We start from the raw sequence: 20,348 nt of genomic DNA, 5'->3' as shown, positions 1-20,348 counted from the left end.
GTTCCCCGCTCCTACTACGTTTTGACGCCCCGGAGTCATGATCGGTTCCCCTCCACCCGAAAATATTCGAGAGAGGCGGCCAGCTTCTTCCGGCCGCGGGCGCAGCGGCTCTTCACGGTGCCTTCCGGAACCCCGAGAAGCGCGGCCGCCTCACTCGTCGAACGGCCCTCGAGGTCGACGGCCACGATCGCGGTCCGCTGATCCGGTGGGAGCTGCGCCAGTGCGCGCTCGACCACCATGCTGAGCTCCACCTCGGAAACGTAGTCGCGGGTATCGCTCGGTTCGTCGTCCTCGTCCGCGGACAGGGACACCGCCGGACGAGCCTTGTTCCGGCGGATGCGGTCGAGGCAGGCGTTGACCACGATCGTATGCAGCCAGCTCCGGACCGCGGCGTCCCGGCGGAACGAGCCCGCGTTACGGTGCGCGGACAGCAGCGCCTCCTGCAGGGCGTCCGCCGCGTCCTCGGTGGTGTAGCTGGTGCGTTTGGCGACGTGCCACAGGTGGTCGTAGTGCCGCGAGAGCAGTGTCTCGAAGGCGTGCCGATCGCCGGCGACGTGCGCAGCCAACAGGTCGACGTCCGAGGGCTCACCCTCGGAATCCCCCCGGAAGATTCGCACCGGCGGATGTTAGCTCAGGTCGCCGATCCGCGAGCACCGGGTGCCGACTACGTCGCGGCGTTGAAACCGATGTCGGCGATGGACGATTGGTTCTTGCCACCGGAATTAGTCAGGCCGGTGATCCACACCAGGACGTTCTTGGTGGGTCCCTCCGACTTCACCGGGATCTCGGTGACACCGTTGCCGAGGACCTTCGAACCGAGCACCTGCGTCTGGTCGAGGGTCGGGTTCTCCGACGGGGCGCTGCGAATCTCGACGTTGGTGCCCGGTGTCGGCGAGTTGATCCACACGCTCGACAGTGTCGCCGGATCGTCCAGCGTGACCATCAGGCCCACACCGTTCTTCAGCGCGGGGAACGGCTGGAAGTACGAGTCGGTGCTCCACACGGTGGACGTGTTGCCGTCGACGGCCAGCCGGGCGTTCGCGGCCGAGTCGGGGGTGCCCTGCGGCGAGAACACCGTCGCCCCCGAGGGGCTGACCGGCGCGACGTTCGCCGCCGGGGCGGGCGCGGGGGCGGGGGACTCGGGGTTGGGCGGGGCCTCGGCCGACGTGGTGAGCCCGAAGTCCTGTTCGGTGAGCGGCGCGTCGGAACTACTGCCCGTGAGGAACGTCGCGAGCCAGAAGCCCAGGAGCGCCAGCACGATGATCGTGACGACCGCGAGGCCCACGAGCGCCGCGATCATCCGGTTGGACTTCTTCTTCTCCGCCTCCAGTGCTTCCGGGTCGGCGAGAGCGTGACCGGTCGTGCCGGGGGCCCGCTGCCCGAGCCGCAGCACGGGGATGAATTCGGTCTTGTCGTTGACGACGGACGCCTGGTCGAGAATGTGCTGCACGGTGGCCGCCGTGCGGATTCCCCCGTTCGGCTCGAGTGAGCGCAGCGCCACCGCGGAAATCTCGAACGGGACCTCCGGGCGGATCACCCGCGGTCCGATGGGCTGCCCGCTCGAGTCGCGGTCGGCCAGTCGCATACCGCCGACGCTGCCCGGACGGTGCGAACCCGACGGGTCACCCGCGGGAGCGGACGGGTCGCCCAGCGGCCAGCGGGCGGTGATGAGGGCGTAGAGCATGGCGCCCAGTCCGCGCACGTCGGTACTCGAGTCGGAGTCGGCGAGCGTGGCCGGGAACGCCAGCACGGCATCGCCGTTGATGCTGATACGGACGCGGTCGGGGTGGTCGATGGACAGTGCCCCACCGGCCCGGTGCGCGGTCTCGGCGGCCGCGGCGAGTGCGCGGATGGCACTGGCGGCGCCGATCGGAGACGGCTTGGTGTCGGCCATCTCCCGCAGCGAGCGTCCCGGGGTCCACTCGGCGACGACGATGCCGCCGGAGCTACCGCGGACCACGTCCAGCACGCGGGCGAGACCGGGCGAGTTGATCCGGCCCAGTCGCAGGGTGCGCGACAGAATGGCTTGCGGGCCTTCGGGACCGGCCGAGGTGGAGCGTTGTTCGGCGTCCACGAACGTCAGCGCCACCTCGCGGTCGAGCTTGACGTCGAGTGCCTGCCAGAACTGCAGTCCCCGCGAACCGCCGTGCGGTGTCAGCAGGCGGTACCGACCGCCCGCGACGGACGCGCCGGGAATGAGCTTGGGGCCACGGGGAGTACGACGCGGGCCTGCGCCGGGCTCACGTCCGGGTGCGGGGGTGATCGGGATCACTCCGGTGTCGTAACTGAGATCCCGTGCGGGGGCCGCGCCCATGTGACGTGTGTCTCCGCGCGATTCGCCGGAGTCTTTGGTGGGAGTCTTCGGCGCAGCCTTCGTCTGCGCATCCGCAGGATCTCCGGTCTCCTTGCTCTGCCCCGTTTTCGGAGTGTCTGCGGAGCCCGCGGACGTGTCTGCGTCCTTCTTCTGCGGTGCGGCGGCGCCGGCCTGCTTGCCGGACTTCGCGGAGTCGGTGGAGGCCGACTCGGACGAGATCCGGGTGGTCGGGGCGTCGACGCCGTTGGGGGCGGCGGCCGAATCGCGTTCGGACGCTTGCACCGTAGAACCTCCGGCTCTCTTGCTGCCGGCCACGTCGTCGTCGCTCACCCTCACTCCTTCATTCTCGAATGCCCAACTCCGACCAGTACCGGGCGGCGATCCGACCCGCTCGTGTCCAGGGTACGGGAGTCCACCGGGTCGTTCGATACCACGCGGCTGTCCCCCGAAGTCGTGCGGTGTGGCGCGGACCACGGGAATCAGTTCTGTTTCGGCTTCTGCGAGCGGGTCAGCCTCCGGTTCCGGTGCGGCGCCGCGACCGCGCAGGGCGCGAACCTTGCGGGCGACGGCGACGGTGATGGACACGATTTCGGGGATCTTCGCGAACCAGAGGATCACGAAGGTGACGACGAGCATGAGGACGCCGCTGATCATGACCCGGACCATCGAGCCCGGACCGCCGAACAAACTGGTGAGCCGGTCGAGCCCGAGGAGGCGGTCGGCGCCGAGCATGACGAGCGCACCCGCCATCGACGCGAGCACCACCACCCACACCGTCTTGCCGACGTTCGCCATCTGCAGGTTGCCGAGACTGCGGTGCAGCAGCCAGCCCCCGACGAGCGCGCCGGTGATGTAGCCGAGGCCGTTGGCCACGCCGAGCAGGATGACCACCTGGTCGTCGCTGGAGGCGATCATCGGGGTGAGCGCCGACAGCGCGATCTTCACCGCGGTGATGCCCAGGACGATCCACGTCGGGGTCCAGGCCTGCTCGCGGGCGTAGAACACGCGGAGCTGGATCAGTACCAGGGAATAGGGAATGAGCGTGAACGCGGACCAGCTGACGGCCTGGCCGAGGCGTTCGGCATCACCGGTCCCGAAGTTGCCGTACCCGTAGAGCGCCTGGCCGATCTCGGGGCCGGCGAACGTGAGGAACGTGATGATCGGGATGAGGGAGATCATCGTCAGGCGGGTGGCGACGGACAGGTCGTCGACCACGGCGGGGGTGTCGTCGGCGGCGGCGTTGCGGCTGAGTCGCGGCATGATCGCCGTCAGCACCGTCACGCCGAGCACGCCGTACGGCAGCTGCAGCAGGAGCCACGCGTTGTTGTAGATCGCGGGACCCGACGCGTCCGCGTGTGACGAGATGCGGGTGGCGACGATCATGCCCGCCTGGCTGATCAGCACGTACAGGATGATCGCGACGGCCATCCCGCCGAACTGCTTGAGCCGGTCGTCGAGGCCCCACAGCGGTTTCAGCGAGATGCCCTCGCGCCGGATCGCGGGCACCAGGCTCATCGCCTGCACCACGACACCCAGCGTGACGCCCACACCGAGGACCAGCAGTTTCGGGTCGCTCATCCGCACCGGATCGAGGGTGATCTCCCCCGGTGTCGCGTAGTAGATCACCAGCACGGTGAGCATCACGACGTTGTTCAGCACCGGAGCCCAGGCACCGGGTTTGAACACCTGCCGGGTGTTGAGGATGGCCGTGAGCAGCGCTGACAGTCCGTAGAACAGGATCGCGGGCAGGAGGAGATAGGACAGAGCTGTGGTGAGGGACGTGTTCACCTTGCCGTCGGCCGACAGGAAGACGTGGGTGGTGAGTACGGGTGCGGCGGCGGTCGCCAGCAACGCCGCTGTGCCGAGCAGCACACACGTGGCGGTGAACAGGCGTCGCACGAACGCCGCACCCTGATCCGGGTCCTCACGTTCGGCGCGCACCAGGACGGGCACCACGATCGCGGTGAGCACCGCTCCCAGCACGAGCTCGGAGATCATGTTCGGGATCTGGCTGGCGACCGTGAACGAGCTGGCCACCGACCCACCCAGCAGCGTCAGGACGAGGAGCTGCTTGGCGAATCCGGTGATGCGGCTGACGAGCGTCGCCACCGCGATCGAACCGGTGGACGCCAGCAGTCGCGAGTTGCTCTGCTTCTGCGGCGCGGTCGAGGGCCCGGAATCCCGGACCGGAGGCGGCGAGGGGTCGACACGGATGGCCGCGAACTGCACCGTCGGTGCCTCGTCCGGCCGGATTTCCCGAGCCCAGTGGTCCCGCTCCCACGGGGCGACCCGGGGATGGGAGCGATCGGGAAGCCTCTGGCCCCTACTGGGCAAGTTCCCGGTCATGAACGTTCGTACCCTTCGTCAGCTGGATCCGGCTGGCCGCGGAATCGATGCCACAGCCGACGGCCGGCGAGGAACAGCAGCAGAGCACCCGCGCATGCTGTCAGTATCGCCAACGCCTGCCCGTACGCGTTGGACCGTACCGTCACGCTGGTCGGCTCTCCCAGTTGCTGTCCATCGGCGGTGGTCAGAGAGAATTGGACGACGAGCTTGCGGGAGTCGTTGGCCTCGGTGGGAACGGTGAGGGTGCGACTGCCCCGCGGGGGCAGCGTGGTGGGGCCGATGTCGGTGATGGTCATCCCCGACGGCGCATCCACCTGGAGACGGACGGTGATCCCGACCGGCAGGTCGTTCCTGGCCACCAGCAGCAGCGGGCTCTGTTCCGACGCCAGCGTGTAGACGCCGCCCGGCGACACGACGGTGACTGCCCCGAACAGGTCGTCCATGGTTTCGGCCACCTCGTCGGCGCGCACGTCGGACGCCTCTTCCGCGGACCGCCGTTCGTCGTCGCGGCGATGCGCGAGGCTCATCGAGCGCAGCAGGTCCTCGCGCAGCGGTGCGGTGAAGCGTTCCGGGGTGAGCGGGGCCTGCGGGTCGTCGACCAGCGCGGCGTTCAGTGCCTCGATGCGGGGTGTCTGCGTGCCGGCGGCGTCGCGGATATGGGCGGGGACGCCGTCCTCGGCGGCCTGATCCGGGTACTCCAGGGTCGCGACCTCGGGTGATCCGGGCTGTCGTCCCAGCATCGCGGGCAGCGGCCGGGGCGTCGCCAGGCCCGAGCGCATCAGCGAGGAGACCGTGGACAGCAGTGTCTTCGCGTCCTCGGCGCCCGCCGTCCAGAGCTGCGGCGGCACCACCATCAGCGAACGCGGGGTGCCGGCAGCCCGTGCGGCCTCGGGTTCGAGGGCAGACCACGACACCGCACCGAGCGCGTCCTGCAGCCGGGCGGTCTGCGAATCGTCCGAGAGGTCGTACCGCGCGCGCTGCGGGGTGTACGAGGGGGTCTGCGGTGTCGTCCCCATGGCCGCGAGCGCCGTGCCGACCGAGGGATCGAACAGCAGCGCGTCGACGCTTCCGGTGGCCGCGGGCGTCTCGGTGGCCGCCGGGGTCGTCTCCCCGTTCGCGGGAACGGGCGCGGGGGGCGGTGTGGCCTCGATGACGTGGGCGCTGTCGCGGGGTGTCGTCGTGTCGACGGAATTGGCGGCCACGAGCGTGGTGGTCGCCTCGTCTCCGCGGAGCATCTGCGCCGTCGCGTCGTCGAGCACCCCGGCGTCGCTCCATACGAAATTGCGCAGCGACGTGACACCCAGAGCGTTGTCGACGATGTCCGCGGGGGCTTCGACGGCCGTCGCGGTCAGGTCCGGGTTCGCGACCTCGGTGATCGCGGACAGGTCGGCCTGCGCGAACGGCACCGACGTGGTGCACATGGACGCGGCCAGCGACCGGGCGCGGTCGAGCCACGCCGACGCGGCATCCTTACCGGTGCCCTCGTGCGCGGAACCGGTGGGATCGGACGGGTCGTCCACCACCAGATATCCGCGCGTCATGTTCTCGACGGTGATCAGCAGGTCCGGGTCGACGGCCAGGCACAGACTGTCCCGGAGCGTGTGGTCGCGGTCGACGCTCTCCCGGGTGGCGAACTCCACCGCGCCCAGCAGTTCGTCGAGGCGGCCGCCGTCCGCGAGCGACGTCGCGAGGTCGTCGTCGACGAGACGGACCGGTTCGGTGACGGAGCCGGGCACCCCCGCCGCGAGCCGGGGCCGGTCCGCGAGCGGCCACAGCATGGTGACCGCGACGGGACTGGAGATGTCCGGGGGCACGGCCGGCGTGCCGGGGACCCCGAACACGGGGAGCAGGAAACGGGCGTCGTCGAGACGCGCCGCCCCGCCGTACTCGGGGGTGCCGTTCACGTTCACCATCAGCGGATACACGCCGGGTTCGGTGATGTCGAGGGAGATGTCGGTGTCGGACCGCAGCGGCAGCGACAGCGTGAACTGCTTGCTCTGCCCCTCGTCGAGGCGGCCCGCGACCGTGTCGAACATGCCGACCGTGTCGTACCGCGACTGATCGAGGGTCAGAGACGTACGGAGGCCCTCGCTGCTCGCGACGGCGGGGGCGCGCTGCAACCGCACGCTGACGTCGCGGACCGTGCGGTCGCCGACGTTCTTCACCGAGCCCGTGACGGTGACGAACGGGTCGCTGGTGGTGGTGACCGTGGACGGCGTGACGTTGTCGATGTGCAGTTCGAGAAACTCGGGGTCCTCGTCGACCGTCTGGGTCCCGGCGCTCTCGGGCGGCACCGGGTCCTGGGCCGCCGCCACCACGGTGCTGGTGGGAGCCAGAACGACCGCGAGTGCGGTCAACGTCACGGCACCGACCCGACGCAAAGCCATCCTCATCCGGCGTCTGGCCCCTTCTGGAGCTTCAGGTCGGGGGCGGTCGGGGTGGTAGTCATCTTGGAGATCAAGTCACCGGCGATTTCTGCGAGTTTCCGTTCGTCTGCGTAGGCCAGGCGTGATCCCAGCTCGGCGAGCGGCACCCACGCTACCTCGGTGACTTCCACGTCTTCGTCCGACAGTTCCCCACCGAGGCATCTCAGCAGATAGTGGTGGACGGTCTTGTGGACCCGTCGGCCCTCGGTGACGAACCAGTAGTCGATGCTGCCGAGCGACGCGAGGACGGTGCCCTGGATGCCGGTCTCTTCCTCGACCTCACGCATCGCGGTCTGTTCGGCGGTCTCGCCCTGCTCGATGTGTCCCTTGGGCAGCGACCACAGCAGCCGCCCGCGTCGGTCGGTGCGTCCGATCAGCGCGGCGCACAGATTCTCCCGCGGTCCGCCGAGACCGTTGACGACGAGCCCGCCCGCCGAGGTTTCGCGAACCGTCCTCATGTGGGGTTTCGCGGGTTTGCCGACGGCGCCGCGCCGCCGCGAGTTGCGGCGACTCCTGTTCGCACGTTCGGCAGCAGACACCCCATCGATAGTAGTTGGCTTTGCCGTCTCCACCGGAACGCCGCACCCGAACCGAGACGCTTCGTGACACACCTGTGGTGAACCGAACGGCGAGGTGACAGCGTGTATGCGTATCTCGCTATTTGCGCACCTCGGTAAGCTTCCTGGACGTGACTGCCCCTTCTCTCGACGACGAGCGCCGTACGCGACTGCTTGCCGGCGCCGCGGTGACGCTGCGCGAGCTGTCCGAAGTCCTGACGCCGCTCGGTGAGAGGTTCGCTGCCGCCGGTCACGAGTTGTACCTGGTGGGGGGCAGTGTCCGGGACGCGATCCTGGGCCGCCTCGGCACCGACCTCGACTTCACCACCGACGCTCACCCGGAGCGGGTGCAGAAGCTGCTGTCCGGCTGGGCCGACAACCAGTGGGACACGGGCATCGAGTTCGGGACGATCAGCGCCGCCAAGGCGGGCCAGCAGATCGAGATCACGACGTATCGCGCCGACGCCTACGACCGGGTGTCGCGCAATCCGGTCGTCCAGTTCGGGACGAAGCTCGAGGACGATCTGGTTCGGCGCGATTTCACGGTCAACGCGATGGCCGTGCGGATCGGTGCGGACGGATCGCAGGACTTCGTCGACCCCCTGGGCGGCATGAACGCCCTGCTGGCCGGGGTGCTGGACACGCCGTCGGCGCCGGAGAACTCCTTCAACGACGACCCGCTGCGCATGTTGCGGGCCGCCCGGTTCGTGTCTCAGCTGGGGTTCACGCTCCACGAGCGCGTGCATCAGGCCATCGTCGACATGGCGCCGCAGATCGAGCGGATCACGGCCGAACGCGTGCGGGCCGAACTCGACAAGCTGATCCTCGGCGAATTCCCGATCGACGGTATGAACGTGATGTGCGAGACGGGTCTCGCCGACTTCGTGCTGCCCGAGGTGCCGCAGATGAAGCTCGAGATCGACGAGCACCACCAGCACAAGGACGTGTACTGGCACTCGCTGACCGTGCTGAAGCAGGCCGTCGACCTCGAGGACGGCGACCCCGACCTGGTGTTGCGGTGGGCGGCGCTGCTGCACGACATCGGTAAACCGGACACGAAGCGCAACGAGCCGGGCGGTGGTGTGAGCTTCCACCACCACGAGGTGGTCGGCGCGAAGATGGTCCGCAAGCGGATGCGGGCGCTGAAGTATTCGAAGCAGATGATCGACGACGTCTCGCAGCTGGTGTTCCTCCACCTGCGGTTCCACGGCTACGGCAAGGGTCAGTGGACCGATTCCGCTGTGCGCCGGTATGTGACCGATGCCGGCCCGCTGCTGCCGCGGCTGCACAAGCTGGTCCGCGCCGATTGCACCACCCGCAACAAGCGGCGGGCGGCCGCCCTGCAGGCGACATACGACGACATCGAGGAGCGGATCGCCCGGCTCGCCGAGCAGGAAGACCTCGCGCGGGTGCGCCCCGACCTCGACGGCAACGCGATCATGGAGTTGCTCGGCATTCCGGCGGGCCCCGACGTCGGGAAGGCGTGGAAGTACCTCAAGGAGCTCCGGCTCGATCGCGGCCCCCTCAGTCGCGACGAGGCCGAGGCCGAACTGCTGTCGTGGTGGGCCACGCAGCAGGGCTGACCGAGCGTCGATCCGCTCGGTTCTCCTTACTCCGCTTTCGGGCGGCCACTCACCTGAAGTGACGACAGTCACACGACCTGGTTGTTTCTGCCTCGACATCACCACCGTGCCCGGGCCCGGGTGCGAGAGACGTCACCGAACGCTCACGGGGGTTAATCCCGACGAAACACGGTTCACGGCAGCATTGATACAGGTCGTGAGCCGGGTGGACAGGCTGCGACCGTGCAGGTGAGGAGCTAGTCGATGCAGCAGCAGAAAGCCGGGACTTCCACAGTGAAGACCGCCTGCTCGTACTGCGGTGTCGGCTGCGGCATGGTGCTCGAAGTCGGGATCGATCCCGAGACCAATGCACGCCGCGTGCTCAAGGCGTCCGGCGACAAGGACCATCCCACCAACTTCGGGCGGCTGTGCACCAAGGGTGCGACGAGCGCCGAGATGCTGGTGGCCGGTGGCCGGATGGAAACCGGGTACGTCCGCGACGAGCGCGGGGAAGCACCCACCTCGATCGAGGTCGGCGCCGCCATCAGCGAGACCGCGCGCCGGCTGAGGGAACAACTCGACGAGCACGGACCGGACGCCCTGTCCTTCTACGTCTCCGGTCAGATGTCCATCGAGGCGCAGTACCTGATCACCAAGCTCGCGAAGGGCTTCGTCGGCACCAACCAGATCGAGTCCAACTCGCGGTTGTGCATGGCCAGTGCGGGCACCGGTTACAAGCAGTCGCTGGGTGCGGACGGCCCGCCCGGGTCGTACCAGGACTTCGACAAGGCCGACGTGTTCTTCGTGATCGGCGCCAACATGGCGGATTGTCACCCCATCCTGTTCCTGCGGATGATGGACCGCGTCAAGGCCGGCGCCAAGCTGATCGTGGTCGACCCGCGCCGCAATGCGACGGCCGACAAGTCGAACCTGTTCATGCAGATCGCGCCGGGCACCGACCTCGCACTGCTCAACGGCCTGCTGCACCTGCTCGTGACGAACGGGCACACCGATCCCGAGTTCATCGCCGAGTTCACCGAGGGCTGGGAGGTGATGCCGGAGTTCCTCGAGGAGTACACCCCCGAGAAGGTCGCGGAGATCACCGGCATCCCCGAATCCGACATCCGTCAGGCCGCCCAGTGGATCGGTGAGGCCGAGAACTGGATGAGCTGCTGGACGATGGGGCTCAACCAGAGCACGCACGGCACGTGGAACACCAACGCGATCTGCAACTTGCACCTGGCCACCGGTGCGATCTGCCGTCCGGGCAGCGGCCCGTTCTCCCTCACCGGTCAGCCCAATGCGATGGGTGGCCGCGAGATGGGGTACATGGGTCCCGGCCTGCCGGGGCAGCGGTCGGTGCTCGCCGCCGACGACCGGGCGTTCATCGAGGATCTGTGGGAGCTGCCGGAGGGGAGTATCCGCACGGAGGTCGGCACCGGAACCGTCGACATGTTCGAGCGGATGGTGGCGGGTGACATCAAGGCCTGCTGGATCATCTGCACCAATCCCGTTGCCACCGTGGCGAACCGGCGGACGGTGATCGAGGGTCTCGAGGCCGCCGAGCTCGTGATCACGCAGGACGTCTTCCTCGACACCGAGACCAACGGTTACGCCGACATCCTGTTGCCCGGGGCGCTCTGGGCGGAGTCGGATTCGGTGATGATCAACTCCGAGCGCAACCTCACCCTGTTGCAGCAGGCCGTAGATCCGGTGGGTCAGGCACTGCCCGACTGGCAGATCATCGCCCGCGTCGCGTGCGAGATGGGATACGCGGACGCGTTCACCTACGACTCCTCGGAGGACGTGTTCGAGGAGATCAAACGCACCTGGAATCCCAAGACCGGCTACGACCTTCGCGGCATCACCTACGACCGTCTGCGGGACACACCGGTGCAGTGGCCGAGCCCGCCCGGCAACCGCACCGATCGCAACCCCCTCCGCTACGTCAACGACGGCGTGAGCCAGAACCTGCTGTCGGCTCCCGACGGTTCACTCCCCCGCCTGGCGTTCGCCACCGCGAGCGGCAAGGCCGCGTTCTTCCCACGCCCGCACATGCTGCCCGCCGAGATGCCCGACGACGACTACCCCTTCGTCCTCAACACCGGTCGCCTGCAGCACCAGTGGCACACGATGACGAAGACGGGCAAGGTGGCCAAGCTCAACAAGCTGAACTCCGGCCCGTTCGTCGAGATCAATCCCGCTGATGCGCAGAAGCTTTCGATCGCCGACGGCGACAAGGTGGAGGTGGCGTCCCGGCGCGGTCGCGCGGTCCTTCCCGCCGTCGTCAGCGACCGCGTCCTCGCCGGCGGGTGTTTCGCCCCGTTCCACTGGAACGATTCCTTCGGCGAGTACCTCAGCATCAACGCCGTCACCAACGACGCCGTCGATCCCGTGTCCTTCCAGCCGGAGTTCAAGGCGTGCGCCGTCTCCCTGACCCGGGTGGCCCCGGTGTCGACGCCGGAGGTCCCGGAATCCGGCGGGGCGCTCACGCTCGCGCAGGGTTCGCCCGCCGCGGAGATGAGCCGCATCCTGGGCCTGGACGACTCCGCCTCCCCCACCTTCGACGAACACGAACGCATGTACCTCGCCGGGCTGCTGTCGGGGCTGCAGTCCACCGAGATCCAGGGTGTTCCGGTCCTTCCGCGAAGCGCACCGATCTCCGGGTCCAAGCGAGTGTGGCTGGACGGTCTGATGGCGGGGCTGTTCTCCCGTTCCGACGTTCCGCACCGCGTCGTGGTGCCGGACGCGAACACTGAATCGGTTCAGCACCCCGTGGTGGTGGTGTGGGCGTCGCAGACGGGCAACGCCGAGGAGTTCGCCGCTGAATGTGCCGAACAACTCGAAGCGGCCGGGCACGGCACCCGCCTGATGAGCATGGACGACTACGACGTCGCGGGCCTCGCCGACGTCCGCGACCTCCTGATCATCACCAGCACGTTCGGGGACGGCGACGCCCCCGACAACGGCAGCAGCTTCTGGTCCGCGCTCAGCAGCGACGAGGCCCCGAAGCTGTCGCAGACCCGTTACGCCGTGCTGGCTTTCGGCGATTCCAACTACGACGACTTCTGCGGGCACGGCAAGCGGATCGACGCCCGGCTGGAGCAGCTGGAGGCGAAGCGTCTCACCGAGCGGGTCGACTGCGAACCCGACTACGAGGAGCAGGCACGTCAGTGGCTGACCCAGGTCCAGAAGCTGGTCCGGGAGCGTGCGGCGGCCGACGGTGCGACCGTGGTGGCGTCCGCACCCGCGCCTGCCCGGCCCGCGGCGAAGAAGGCGGCGACGTTCACGCGGAAGACGCCGTTGATCACGCGGCTGACGAAGAATATTCCGCTCAGCGCGGCCGGATCGTCGAAGGACGTGCGGCAGTTCGGTTTCGAAGTGAGCGATCCGGAGTTCACCTATGAGGCGGGCGACGCTCTCGGTGTCTGGCCGACCAACAGCGACGCCGTCGTCGACGAGTGGCTGAAGGTCACCCGGTCGATCCCGGACACGCCCGTCACGTTACCGGACCTGCCGGAGATGACGCTGCGCGAGGCGCTGCGCACGAAGCTCGAGATCACGAAGGTGACCCCCGAGCTGCTGCGGTTCGTGCAGAGCCGCACCCAGGACACCGAGCTGGCGCGGCTGCTGCGCCCGCAGAACAAGATCGCGCTCCAGCAGTGGCTGTGGGGGCGGCAGTCGATGGACGTGCTGGCGGAGTACGGGGTCGACGCCGACGCCGACGAGTGGCTGAGCGTTCTCAAGCGCCTGCAGCCGCGGTTGTACTCGATCTCGTCGAGCCCCAAGGTCGATCCGGGTGAGGTGCAGCTGACCGTCTCCGCGGTGCGCTACAACCACGAGGGCAAGAACCGCTCCGGGGTCTGCTCGACGTTCCTCGCCGATCACTGCGACGAGGCCGACGTGCCGATCTTCGTGCAGAAGTCGGCGCACTTTCGTCCCCCGCAGGCCGCCGATGCACCGATGATCATGGTCGGTCCCGGCACCGGCATCGCTCCGTTCCGCGGATTCCTGCACGAACGCCGGGAATTGGGTCACACGGGCAAGAACTGGATGTTCTTCGGTGAGCAGCACGAGGCTACCGACTTCTACTACCGCGAGGAGATGGAAGCTATGCACCGCGACGGATTTCTCACCCACCTCGATGCGGCGTTCTCCCGGGACCAGCGGCAGAAGATCTATGTGCAGGACCGCATTCGCGAGCACGGCGCCAAGCTGTGGGGCTGGATGCAGGAGGGTGCGTCCCTGTACGTCTGCGGCGACGCCAGCCGCATGGCGAAGGACGTCGACGAGACGGTCCGTGAGGTCGTCCGCACGCATGGGCGCCTGGACGAAGAGGACACCGAGCTGTACATGAAGCAGCTCGCGACCGACAAGCGCTACGTGCGCGACGTGTACTGATCCGCATCTGCGGAGAGGCGCACTTGATCAGTCCGTATTTGCCGACATAGGATGTCGGTCATGACGCATGCGCGGACAATTCTCGGATGACGGGTATCCGGATACGACAGGCAGCAGAACTGCTCGGCGTCAGCGACGACACGGTCCGGCGGTGGATCGACAACGGCAGTCTCGCGGCGGAGAAGGACGAGTCGGGCCGCAAGGTCGTCGACGGCCCCGCGCTCGCCGAGTTCGCGCGCGCCAACGCCTCGAAGTCGCCCGATCTGCTCGGATCGGACTCCTCGGCGCGTAACCGATTCACCGGCATCGTGACCGCGGTGGTGATGGACAAGGTGATGGCCCAGGTCGAGATGCAGTGCGGGCCTTTCCGCGTCGTATCCCTGATGAGCAGCGAAGCCGTCCGCGACCTCGGGCTCGAGCCCGGCAAGGTCGCGGTAGCCGTCGTCAAGTCGACCACGGTGATCGTCGAAACACCGGGAGGAGTTTCATGAGGATGTCCTGGCGGCGGGCCACGACGGGGGCTGCTGCGGCCGCACTCGGTCTCGGTCTTCTCACCGGTTGCGGTTCGAACGACGACAGCGGAGCCTCGGGTTCGGCCGAGGCGGCGTCCGCGTCCGCGCAGGGGGGCGGCATCACGGTGTTCGCCGCGGCGTCGCTGAAGGGCACGTTCACGGAACTCGGCCAGATGTACGAGACCGCGAACCCCGGATCCCACGTGGAGTTCAGCTTCGCCGGATCCTCCGACCTCGCCGCTCAACTCGACCAGGGCGCCTCGGCCGACGTATTCGCGTCCGCCGACACCACCAACATGACGAAGGTGGTCGACGCCGGACTCGTCGAGGGCAGTCCCGTCGACTTCGCCGCCAACACGCTGACCATCGTGACGGCACCCGGAAACCCCAAGGGCATCACGTCCTTCACGGATCTGAACCGTGAGGGGACGCTGGTGGTCACGTGTGCCCCGCAGGTTCCGTGCGGTTCCGCTACGCAGAAGGTCGAGACCGCGTCGGGTGTCGACCTCACCCCGGTCAGCGAGGAGTCGTCGGTCACCGACGTGCTGAACAAGGTGACGGCCGGCCAGGCCGACGCCGGACTGGTGTACGTCACGGACGCGGCGAGCGCGGGTGAGAAGGTGACGGCCGTGGCGTTCCCCGAGGCCGCGCAGGCTGTGAACAACTATCCCATTGCGACGCTGTCCGCTTCGAAAACACCGGACGCGGCGCAGGGCTTCGTCGACCTCGTCACGGGACCCGACGGCCAGGCAGTGCTGGCGAAGGCAGGGTTCGCCCAGCCGTGATCCGGCCGACGCGCGTCAGAGTCCCGTCCGGGCTTCCGGGCTGGATCTTCGTTCCGGCGGCACTGGGCGGACTGTTCGTCGTCCTGCCACTGTTCGCGATGCTCGCGAGCGTCGACTGGTCGCGGTTCTTCCAGCTGGTCACGTCCGAATCCTCGCTCGCAGCGCTGGAACTGAGCCTGCGGACCGCAGCCCTGAGCACCGTGCTGTGCGTCCTGCTGGGTGTCCCGATGGCGGCCGTGCTGTCGCGCAGCAGTTTTCGCGGACTGCACGTGCTGCGGTCGCTGGTTCTCCTGCCGCTCGTGCTTCCACCGGTGGTCGGGGGTATCGCCCTGCTGTACACGTTCGGCCGGAAGGGCCTCATCGGGCAGCACCTCGAGGTCGCGGGCATCCACATCGCCTTCACCACCACGGCCGTGGTGCTCGCGCAGACGTTCGTCGCGCTGCCGTTCCTCGTGGTGAGCCTCGAGGGTTCGCTCCGCACCGCAGGCAGCCGGTACGAGCACGCCGCCGCGACGCTCGGTGCGAGCCCCACCACCGTCTTCCGGCGGGTGACGCTGCCGCTGGTGCTGCCCGGGCTGGTGTCCGGGGCCGTGTTGTCGTTCGCGCGGGCGCTCGGCGAGTTCGGGGCGACACTGACGTTCGCGGGCAGCCTGCAGGGCGTCACGAGAACCCTGCCGCTCGAGATCTACCTGCAGCGGGAGACCGATGCCGATGCGGCCGTGGCGTTGTCGCTGGTGCTCGTCGTGGTCGCGGTGCTCATCGTGGTGGGCTCGCGGGGCTGGGCGTCGAGGGCTGCCGTATGACCGGCCTGAGCGTCGAGGCGCGGGTGGATGCGCGTGGCGTCGACGTGGGGTTCGACCTCGGCGAGGGCGAGGTGCTGGCGGTGCTCGGGCCGAACGGTGCCGGCAAGTCGACGGCACTCTCGGTGGTCGCCGGCCTGGTTCGCCCAGACTTCGGACGCGTCGAACTGAACGGTCGCGTGCTCACCGACACCGCCCGGGGCGTCGCCGTGCCCCCACACCGGCGCGGCATCGCGCTGCTCGCACAGCAGGCGCTGTTGTTCCCGCATCTGACGGTGGCCGCCAACGTGGCATTCGCCCCGCGCAGTGCCGGCCGGGGACGTCGGGAGGCGCGGGCGATCGCCGAGAAATGGCTGGACGCAGTGGATGCGACGCAGTTTGCCGACCGCCGTCCGCACGAGCTGTCCGGGGGGCAGGCTCAGCGGGTCGCGGTGGCGCGGGCCCTCGCGGCCGAACCCCAGGCCCTCCTGCTCGACGAACCCATGTCAGCCCTCGACGTGGCCGCGGCGCCCGCCCTGCGCGTCCTGCTCCGACGGGTGCTGCGGGAGGGCGACCGGACCGCCGTCGTGGTCACCCACGACATCCTCGACGCGCTGGCGCTGGCCGACCGGGTGATCGTCGTCGAGGGCGGTCAGGTGGTCGAATTCGGTTCGGTGCGAGACGTGCTGACCCGCCCCCGGAGTGCGTTCGCCGCGCGGATCGCCGGGCTCAACCTCGTTCCCGTGTTCGGGGCGCAGGACGGCTTCGAGACCGAGACCGGTGTTCGGCTGCACGGTCTGCCCGACGCCGATTTCGTGCCGGGTGCGCCGGCGGTCGCGGTGTTCGCTCCCCACTCGGTGGCCGTCCACCGGCGCTCTCCGGAAGGCAGTCCGCGCAACGTCTTCCGGGTGTCCATCTCGGAGATCGAGGTGCGTGGGCCGACGGTCCGGGTGCGCGCCGCCGAAGCCGGAGGCAGGTTCGAACTCAGCGCCGACGTGACGGCGGCGTCCGTCGCGGAACTCGATCTGGTTCCGGGGCTGGACGTGTTCTTCGTCGTCAAGGCCACCGAGGTCGCCCTCCATGCCGTGCGTACTTGTTAACCACGGGCGGTTGACAAGTACTCACGGGTGCAGGGACGCGTGCATCAGGTAGACGTTGTAGCTGTCCCACTCCGAGATCGTGAAATACAGATCCTTGTCCGTCGACCACGGATGCATGAAGCCGCCGTACGCCATCGGGTAGTCGGCCGTGTCGACGAGCGTCGCGCCGTCCGACCACACACCCTGCGGGCTCGACGACTGCCGCAGGATGATCGAGCCGCCGACGGGCTCGAGGTAGCTCATCAGCCAGGTGCCCGCGGTCGCGTCGTAGCGGACGGACAGTTCGCTGGCCACCTCACCGACGATGGGGGTCGCGAGGTGCTGGGACACGGGGGTCCACGTGCCGTCCGACCAGTACTGGTACGACGTGGTGTTGAGGACCTGATCGACCGGCACCCGGGCCAGGCCGATGGTGCCGATCCGCCCGTTGGGGGTGCCGAACATGTACACGTAGTCGCCCTGCGGCACCATCGCGGACACCTGGAAGCGGGCGCCGAAGATGTTGTCCCACTTGGCGTGCTGGTCCTTGGTCCAGGTCTGCCCGTTGTCGTCGGAGTACGCGATGCCGCCGTAGTTCGTGTACCACATGCCGGGGACCATGCTCCAGCGCTTCACCGACATGTAGCTCAGGTACTGACGGTCACCGATCGCGAACCCCGACGTGGGGATGGTGGTGGTCTCGAAGTTGTTGATGTGCCTGCTGTCGATGATCTCGGCGGCATGGCACCGGCTGTCCTGGACCATGCTGTCGATGGTCATGCCGTCGGACAGGTCGGTGTCGGTGCTGTGGCCGAGAACGTTACTCCGCCAGTCCTCGCCGAACGCGCCGGGCGGAGCCCAGTCCTTGCCGAACGTGTCGCCGAACGCGACCGCGACCTCACCGGGTTTCGTCTCCCAGGTGATGCCGAGGTCGGTGCCGTCGACCTGCCAGCGCTTGTCCGTGCGGTTCTCCGAACCGCGGCCCGTCAGCTGCGACACCAACCGGACGTCGCCGACCTCCGGCTTCGCCACGGGTGCGGTGAGGGAACCACGTTCGGCGGGGTTGATCTCGACGGGAGGCGCCGGCTGCGGTTCGGGTCCGGGGCCGCCGGGAACCGGGATGGGAATGGTCTCGGGACGCGGATCGATCGAGATCTTCGGGATGGTCAGCGCACTCGAGCCCGACGACCCCGCAGAACCCGACGACCCCGCGGAACCGGAAGAGCCTGCAGAACCCGAGGACCCGGGCTCGGTCTCCGGTTCGTCGACCGGATCGGTGAGGTCGGGGCACGGGTCCGCACACGGGTCGGCGGGAAGGTCCTGGGCGACACGCGTCTGGTCGGCGGTCGGTCCGGGGACCGGCACCGGCACGAAGTCGGGGTACGGAATCGGGATGCTCACGGTCGGGGGAAGGGGCGGCAGCAGTGGGCCGCCGCCCGGACTCGGAGGCTCCTTTGCCGGGTTGAACCCGGTCTCGCCGCAGGCATTCACCGGCAGCCACGGAGTGGTCTCGGCCGCGGCGGGGGCGGCGGTGAAGCCGATCGTCGCGGCCACGACGGCCGCGACGCACAGCGGCACTCCGGCCACAGACCATGACTTCTCGACCACGGGACCCCTCCAGATCGGTGGTCGGAGTAACGGTGGACCGACCTGCACGTTCGGGTTGAAGATAACACCCGGCGACGGCATCCTCGGCGCACGAGCCCGGCCCGTCCGGTCACAGTGCGGTCTCACTGTCGCACAGGTGAATTTCATCGGGCGTAGGTGGAACCGGTACTACCGGACCATTGACGTCGGTGCCGAAGCCGGGCACAGTGGGTTGGGATTTCAAACTAACCGAGTGTTCGACGAGGAGAACGCATCATGACCGATCTGACCCGGGAGGCGGCGAGCGCCTTCGTCGCCGCTGCCGGCCTTGAACTCGACGAGGTGTCGGGGACGAAGGTCGTCGGCCACATCGACCTGTCCGCCGACCACCACACACCGTGGGGAGTCGTGCACGGCGGCGTCTACACGACGGCGGTCGAATCGGCCGCGAGCATCGGTGCGAGCACTGCCGTCGCCGACCGTGGTGAGTTCGCGGTGGGTGTGCACAACGGAACCGACTTCCTGCGGGCCCGCACCGAGGGACGGGTCGACGTGGTCGCGGTGCCCATCCAGCAGGGTCGGGTGCAGCAGTTGTGGTCGGTGGTGATCACCGCGACCGACACCGGCAAGGAGGTGGCCCGCGGTCAGGTGCGGCTGCAGAACGTGCCGATGCCGGGGTCGAAATAGCTCGGTTGTCAGGCGGGTTCGCGTCGGGAGTTGAACAGGACGTCGAGCAGTCCGAGTCCGTAGACCGCACCACCCGCCAGCACCAGCCCGAGTGACCGGCCGTCGGGGGCGATCACGAGGGAGGCTGCGGCGATCGACGCGATGAACGCCACGTTGAACACCGTGTCCTGCAGGGCGAACACCTGTCCGCGGCGGTCGTCCTCGATCTCGATCTGCATTGCCGCGTCACCGGTGAGTTTGATGGACTGCCCGGCGAATCCGAGGAGGAGCGCACCGCACAGCAGCGACGCCTGCGTGAGCGTCGCGACAAGCGTGCACTGCACGACGAGGGCGAGGATCAGGCCGCCGACGATGGTGCGGGACCGTCCGACGCGCGGAATCAGGAACGGCGTCGAGATCGCCGCCAGCAGCATGCCCGCGGCGGTGGCGCCGACGGCGACGCCGAAACCGGCCAGACCGCCGGGCAGGGCGCTGACGGTGGCGGTGTCCCGGAGCACCAGGACCATGATCAGCGTGTTGACACCGAAAACGATCCGGTGCGTGCCTATTCCGATCATCGCCGTCGTGACGCCCGGTGACTGCCACACGGCGACCGCCCCGTTGCGCAGTCCGGCCGCGACGGCGCGGACCGCCCCGTATTCGGGTTTCTCGTCGGCGTGCGGGCCGAGCAGCCGATGGTGGAAGCGCGACGCCGCGAACGCGGCCACCGCGGAACCGCAGGCGGCTGTCGCGACGGCGATTCCCGAGCCGCGGTCGCCGGCGCCCACGAGGGAGATGATGGCGACGGACGTCGCGGCTCCGAGTGCGGCGACGACGGAGCCGGCGGTGGCGAGCACCGAATTGGTGGCCACGAGCCAGGACCGGTGCACCACTCGCGGCAGCGCCGCCGAGACTCCCGCGAGAACGAACCGGCTCACGCCGATGGCGGCGAGGGCGAGGAGGAGCAGCGCGGACTCACCGGTCCCGGTCTCCAGCAACACGGCGGTCAGCAGAATCAGCAGTCCGCGCAGAACATTCGCCCACAGCAGCACGGCGCGGCGGTCCCAGCGGTCGAGGAGCGCGCCCGCGTACGGTCCGATCACCGAGTACGGGAGCAGCAGTACCGCGAAACCGGCGGCGATCGTGACGGGATCCGTTGCGCGCTCCGGGTTGAACAGAATCGCGCCGCCGAGTGCCGTCTGGAACATGCCGTCGCCCAGCTGACTGGCGAATCGCACCGTCGCGAGGCGGGCCAGCCCGGGCGACCGCCGGAGGGTGTACGCCGTTCTGCGCCACGCCTCGCGCCGGTTGCCGAGCTGTTTCGCCATTCACAG

At 68.6% G+C, this 20,348-nt stretch carries 13 protein-coding genes; 7 read left to right on the top strand and 6 right to left on the bottom strand.

The features are described from left to right. Positions 1-35 precede the first annotated feature (35 nt). The 4 genes from sigM to QM841_RS28935 all read right to left on the bottom strand — a co-directional run bounded on the left by sigM (position 36) and on the right by QM841_RS28935 (position 7,625). Entirely contained in the window at positions 36-617 is a 582-nt protein-coding gene (gene sigM, locus QM841_RS28950; protein ID WP_283334684.1) for an RNA polymerase sigma factor SigM, read from the bottom strand. A 47-nt stretch (positions 618-664) separates the two neighbouring features. Then, a complete protein-coding gene (gene murJ / locus QM841_RS28945; protein ID WP_283334738.1) occupies positions 665-4,543 on the bottom strand; it encodes a murein biosynthesis integral membrane protein MurJ in 3,879 nt (1,292 codons plus the stop codon). 113 nt (positions 4,544-4,656) lie between these two features. Further along, positions 4,657-7,047: a DUF6049 family protein gene (locus QM841_RS28940; RefSeq protein WP_283334683.1), complete on the bottom strand. Its 2,391-nt coding sequence runs from the start codon at positions 7,045-7,047 to the stop codon at positions 4,657-4,659. Between the two features lie 2 nt (positions 7,048-7,049). Beyond that, positions 7,050-7,625: an NUDIX hydrolase gene (locus QM841_RS28935; protein ID WP_005572816.1), complete on the bottom strand. Its 576-nt coding sequence runs from the start codon at positions 7,623-7,625 to the stop codon at positions 7,050-7,052. A 149-nt stretch (positions 7,626-7,774) separates the two neighbouring features. Here QM841_RS28935 and QM841_RS28930 point away from each other — a divergent pair, with 149 nt between their 5' ends. From QM841_RS28930 to QM841_RS28905, 6 genes are all read left to right on the top strand, one after another. Further along, complete coding sequence (locus QM841_RS28930; protein WP_283334682.1) at positions 7,775-9,226, top strand: CCA tRNA nucleotidyltransferase; 1,452 nt, start codon at positions 7,775-7,777, stop codon at positions 9,224-9,226. A 243-nt stretch (positions 9,227-9,469) separates the two neighbouring features. Then, on the top strand, positions 9,470-13,606 hold the full coding sequence (locus QM841_RS28925; RefSeq protein WP_283334681.1) for a bifunctional nitrate reductase/sulfite reductase flavoprotein subunit alpha: 4,137 nt from the start codon (positions 9,470-9,472) through the stop codon (positions 13,604-13,606). Between the two features lie 86 nt (positions 13,607-13,692). Beyond that, complete coding sequence (locus QM841_RS28920; RefSeq protein ID WP_280783047.1) at positions 13,693-14,097, top strand: TOBE domain-containing protein; 405 nt, start codon at positions 13,693-13,695, stop codon at positions 14,095-14,097. Continuing rightward, a complete protein-coding gene (gene modA / locus QM841_RS28915) occupies positions 14,094-14,903 on the top strand; it encodes a molybdate ABC transporter substrate-binding protein (RefSeq protein ID WP_283334680.1) in 810 nt (269 codons plus the stop codon). Before QM841_RS28920 ends, modA begins: the two co-directional genes overlap by 4 nt. Further along, the gene (locus tag QM841_RS28910) at positions 14,900-15,706 is read left to right on the top strand and encodes an ABC transporter permease (protein ID WP_283334679.1); all 807 of its coding nucleotides are present in this window, start codon (positions 14,900-14,902) and stop codon (positions 15,704-15,706) included. The genes modA and QM841_RS28910 overlap by 4 nt, the downstream gene beginning before the upstream one ends. Continuing rightward, positions 15,703-16,782 (top strand): sulfate/molybdate ABC transporter ATP-binding protein, encoded by a 1,080-nt coding sequence (locus QM841_RS28905; RefSeq protein WP_280783045.1) that lies wholly within the window; start codon positions 15,703-15,705, stop codon positions 16,780-16,782. The genes QM841_RS28910 and QM841_RS28905 overlap by 4 nt, the downstream gene beginning before the upstream one ends. Positions 16,783-16,803: 21 nt before the next feature. Here the strand turns inward: QM841_RS28905 and QM841_RS28900 are convergent, their stop codons facing one another. Beyond that, positions 16,804-18,348 carry a glycoside hydrolase family 183 protein gene (locus tag QM841_RS28900; RefSeq protein ID WP_283334737.1) on the bottom strand — a complete coding sequence of 515 codons (1,545 nt, stop codon included), beginning with the start codon at positions 18,346-18,348 and terminating at the stop codon, positions 16,804-16,806. Positions 18,349-18,624: 276 nt separating this feature from the next. On the opposite strand from QM841_RS28900, the gene QM841_RS28895 reads away from it, so the two are divergent. Then, complete coding sequence (locus QM841_RS28895; protein ID WP_009476716.1) at positions 18,625-19,035, top strand: PaaI family thioesterase; 411 nt, start codon at positions 18,625-18,627, stop codon at positions 19,033-19,035. A gap of 8 nt (positions 19,036-19,043) precedes the next feature. On the opposite strand, the gene QM841_RS28890 is transcribed toward QM841_RS28895, so the two are convergent. Further along, the gene (locus tag QM841_RS28890) at positions 19,044-20,342 is read right to left on the bottom strand and encodes an MFS transporter (RefSeq protein WP_283334678.1); all 1,299 of its coding nucleotides are present in this window, start codon (positions 20,340-20,342) and stop codon (positions 19,044-19,046) included. Between the last annotated feature and the right edge of the window lie 6 nt (positions 20,343-20,348).

The sequence above is a fragment of the Rhodococcus sp. IEGM 1307 genome (assembly GCF_030056915.1).
In the GTDB taxonomy this organism is placed as follows: domain Bacteria; phylum Actinomycetota; class Actinomycetes; order Mycobacteriales; family Mycobacteriaceae; genus Rhodococcus_F; species Rhodococcus_F opacus_D.
Note: the sequence above shows the minus strand (reverse complement) of the source record. Positions and strands in the feature narration are given on the sequence as shown.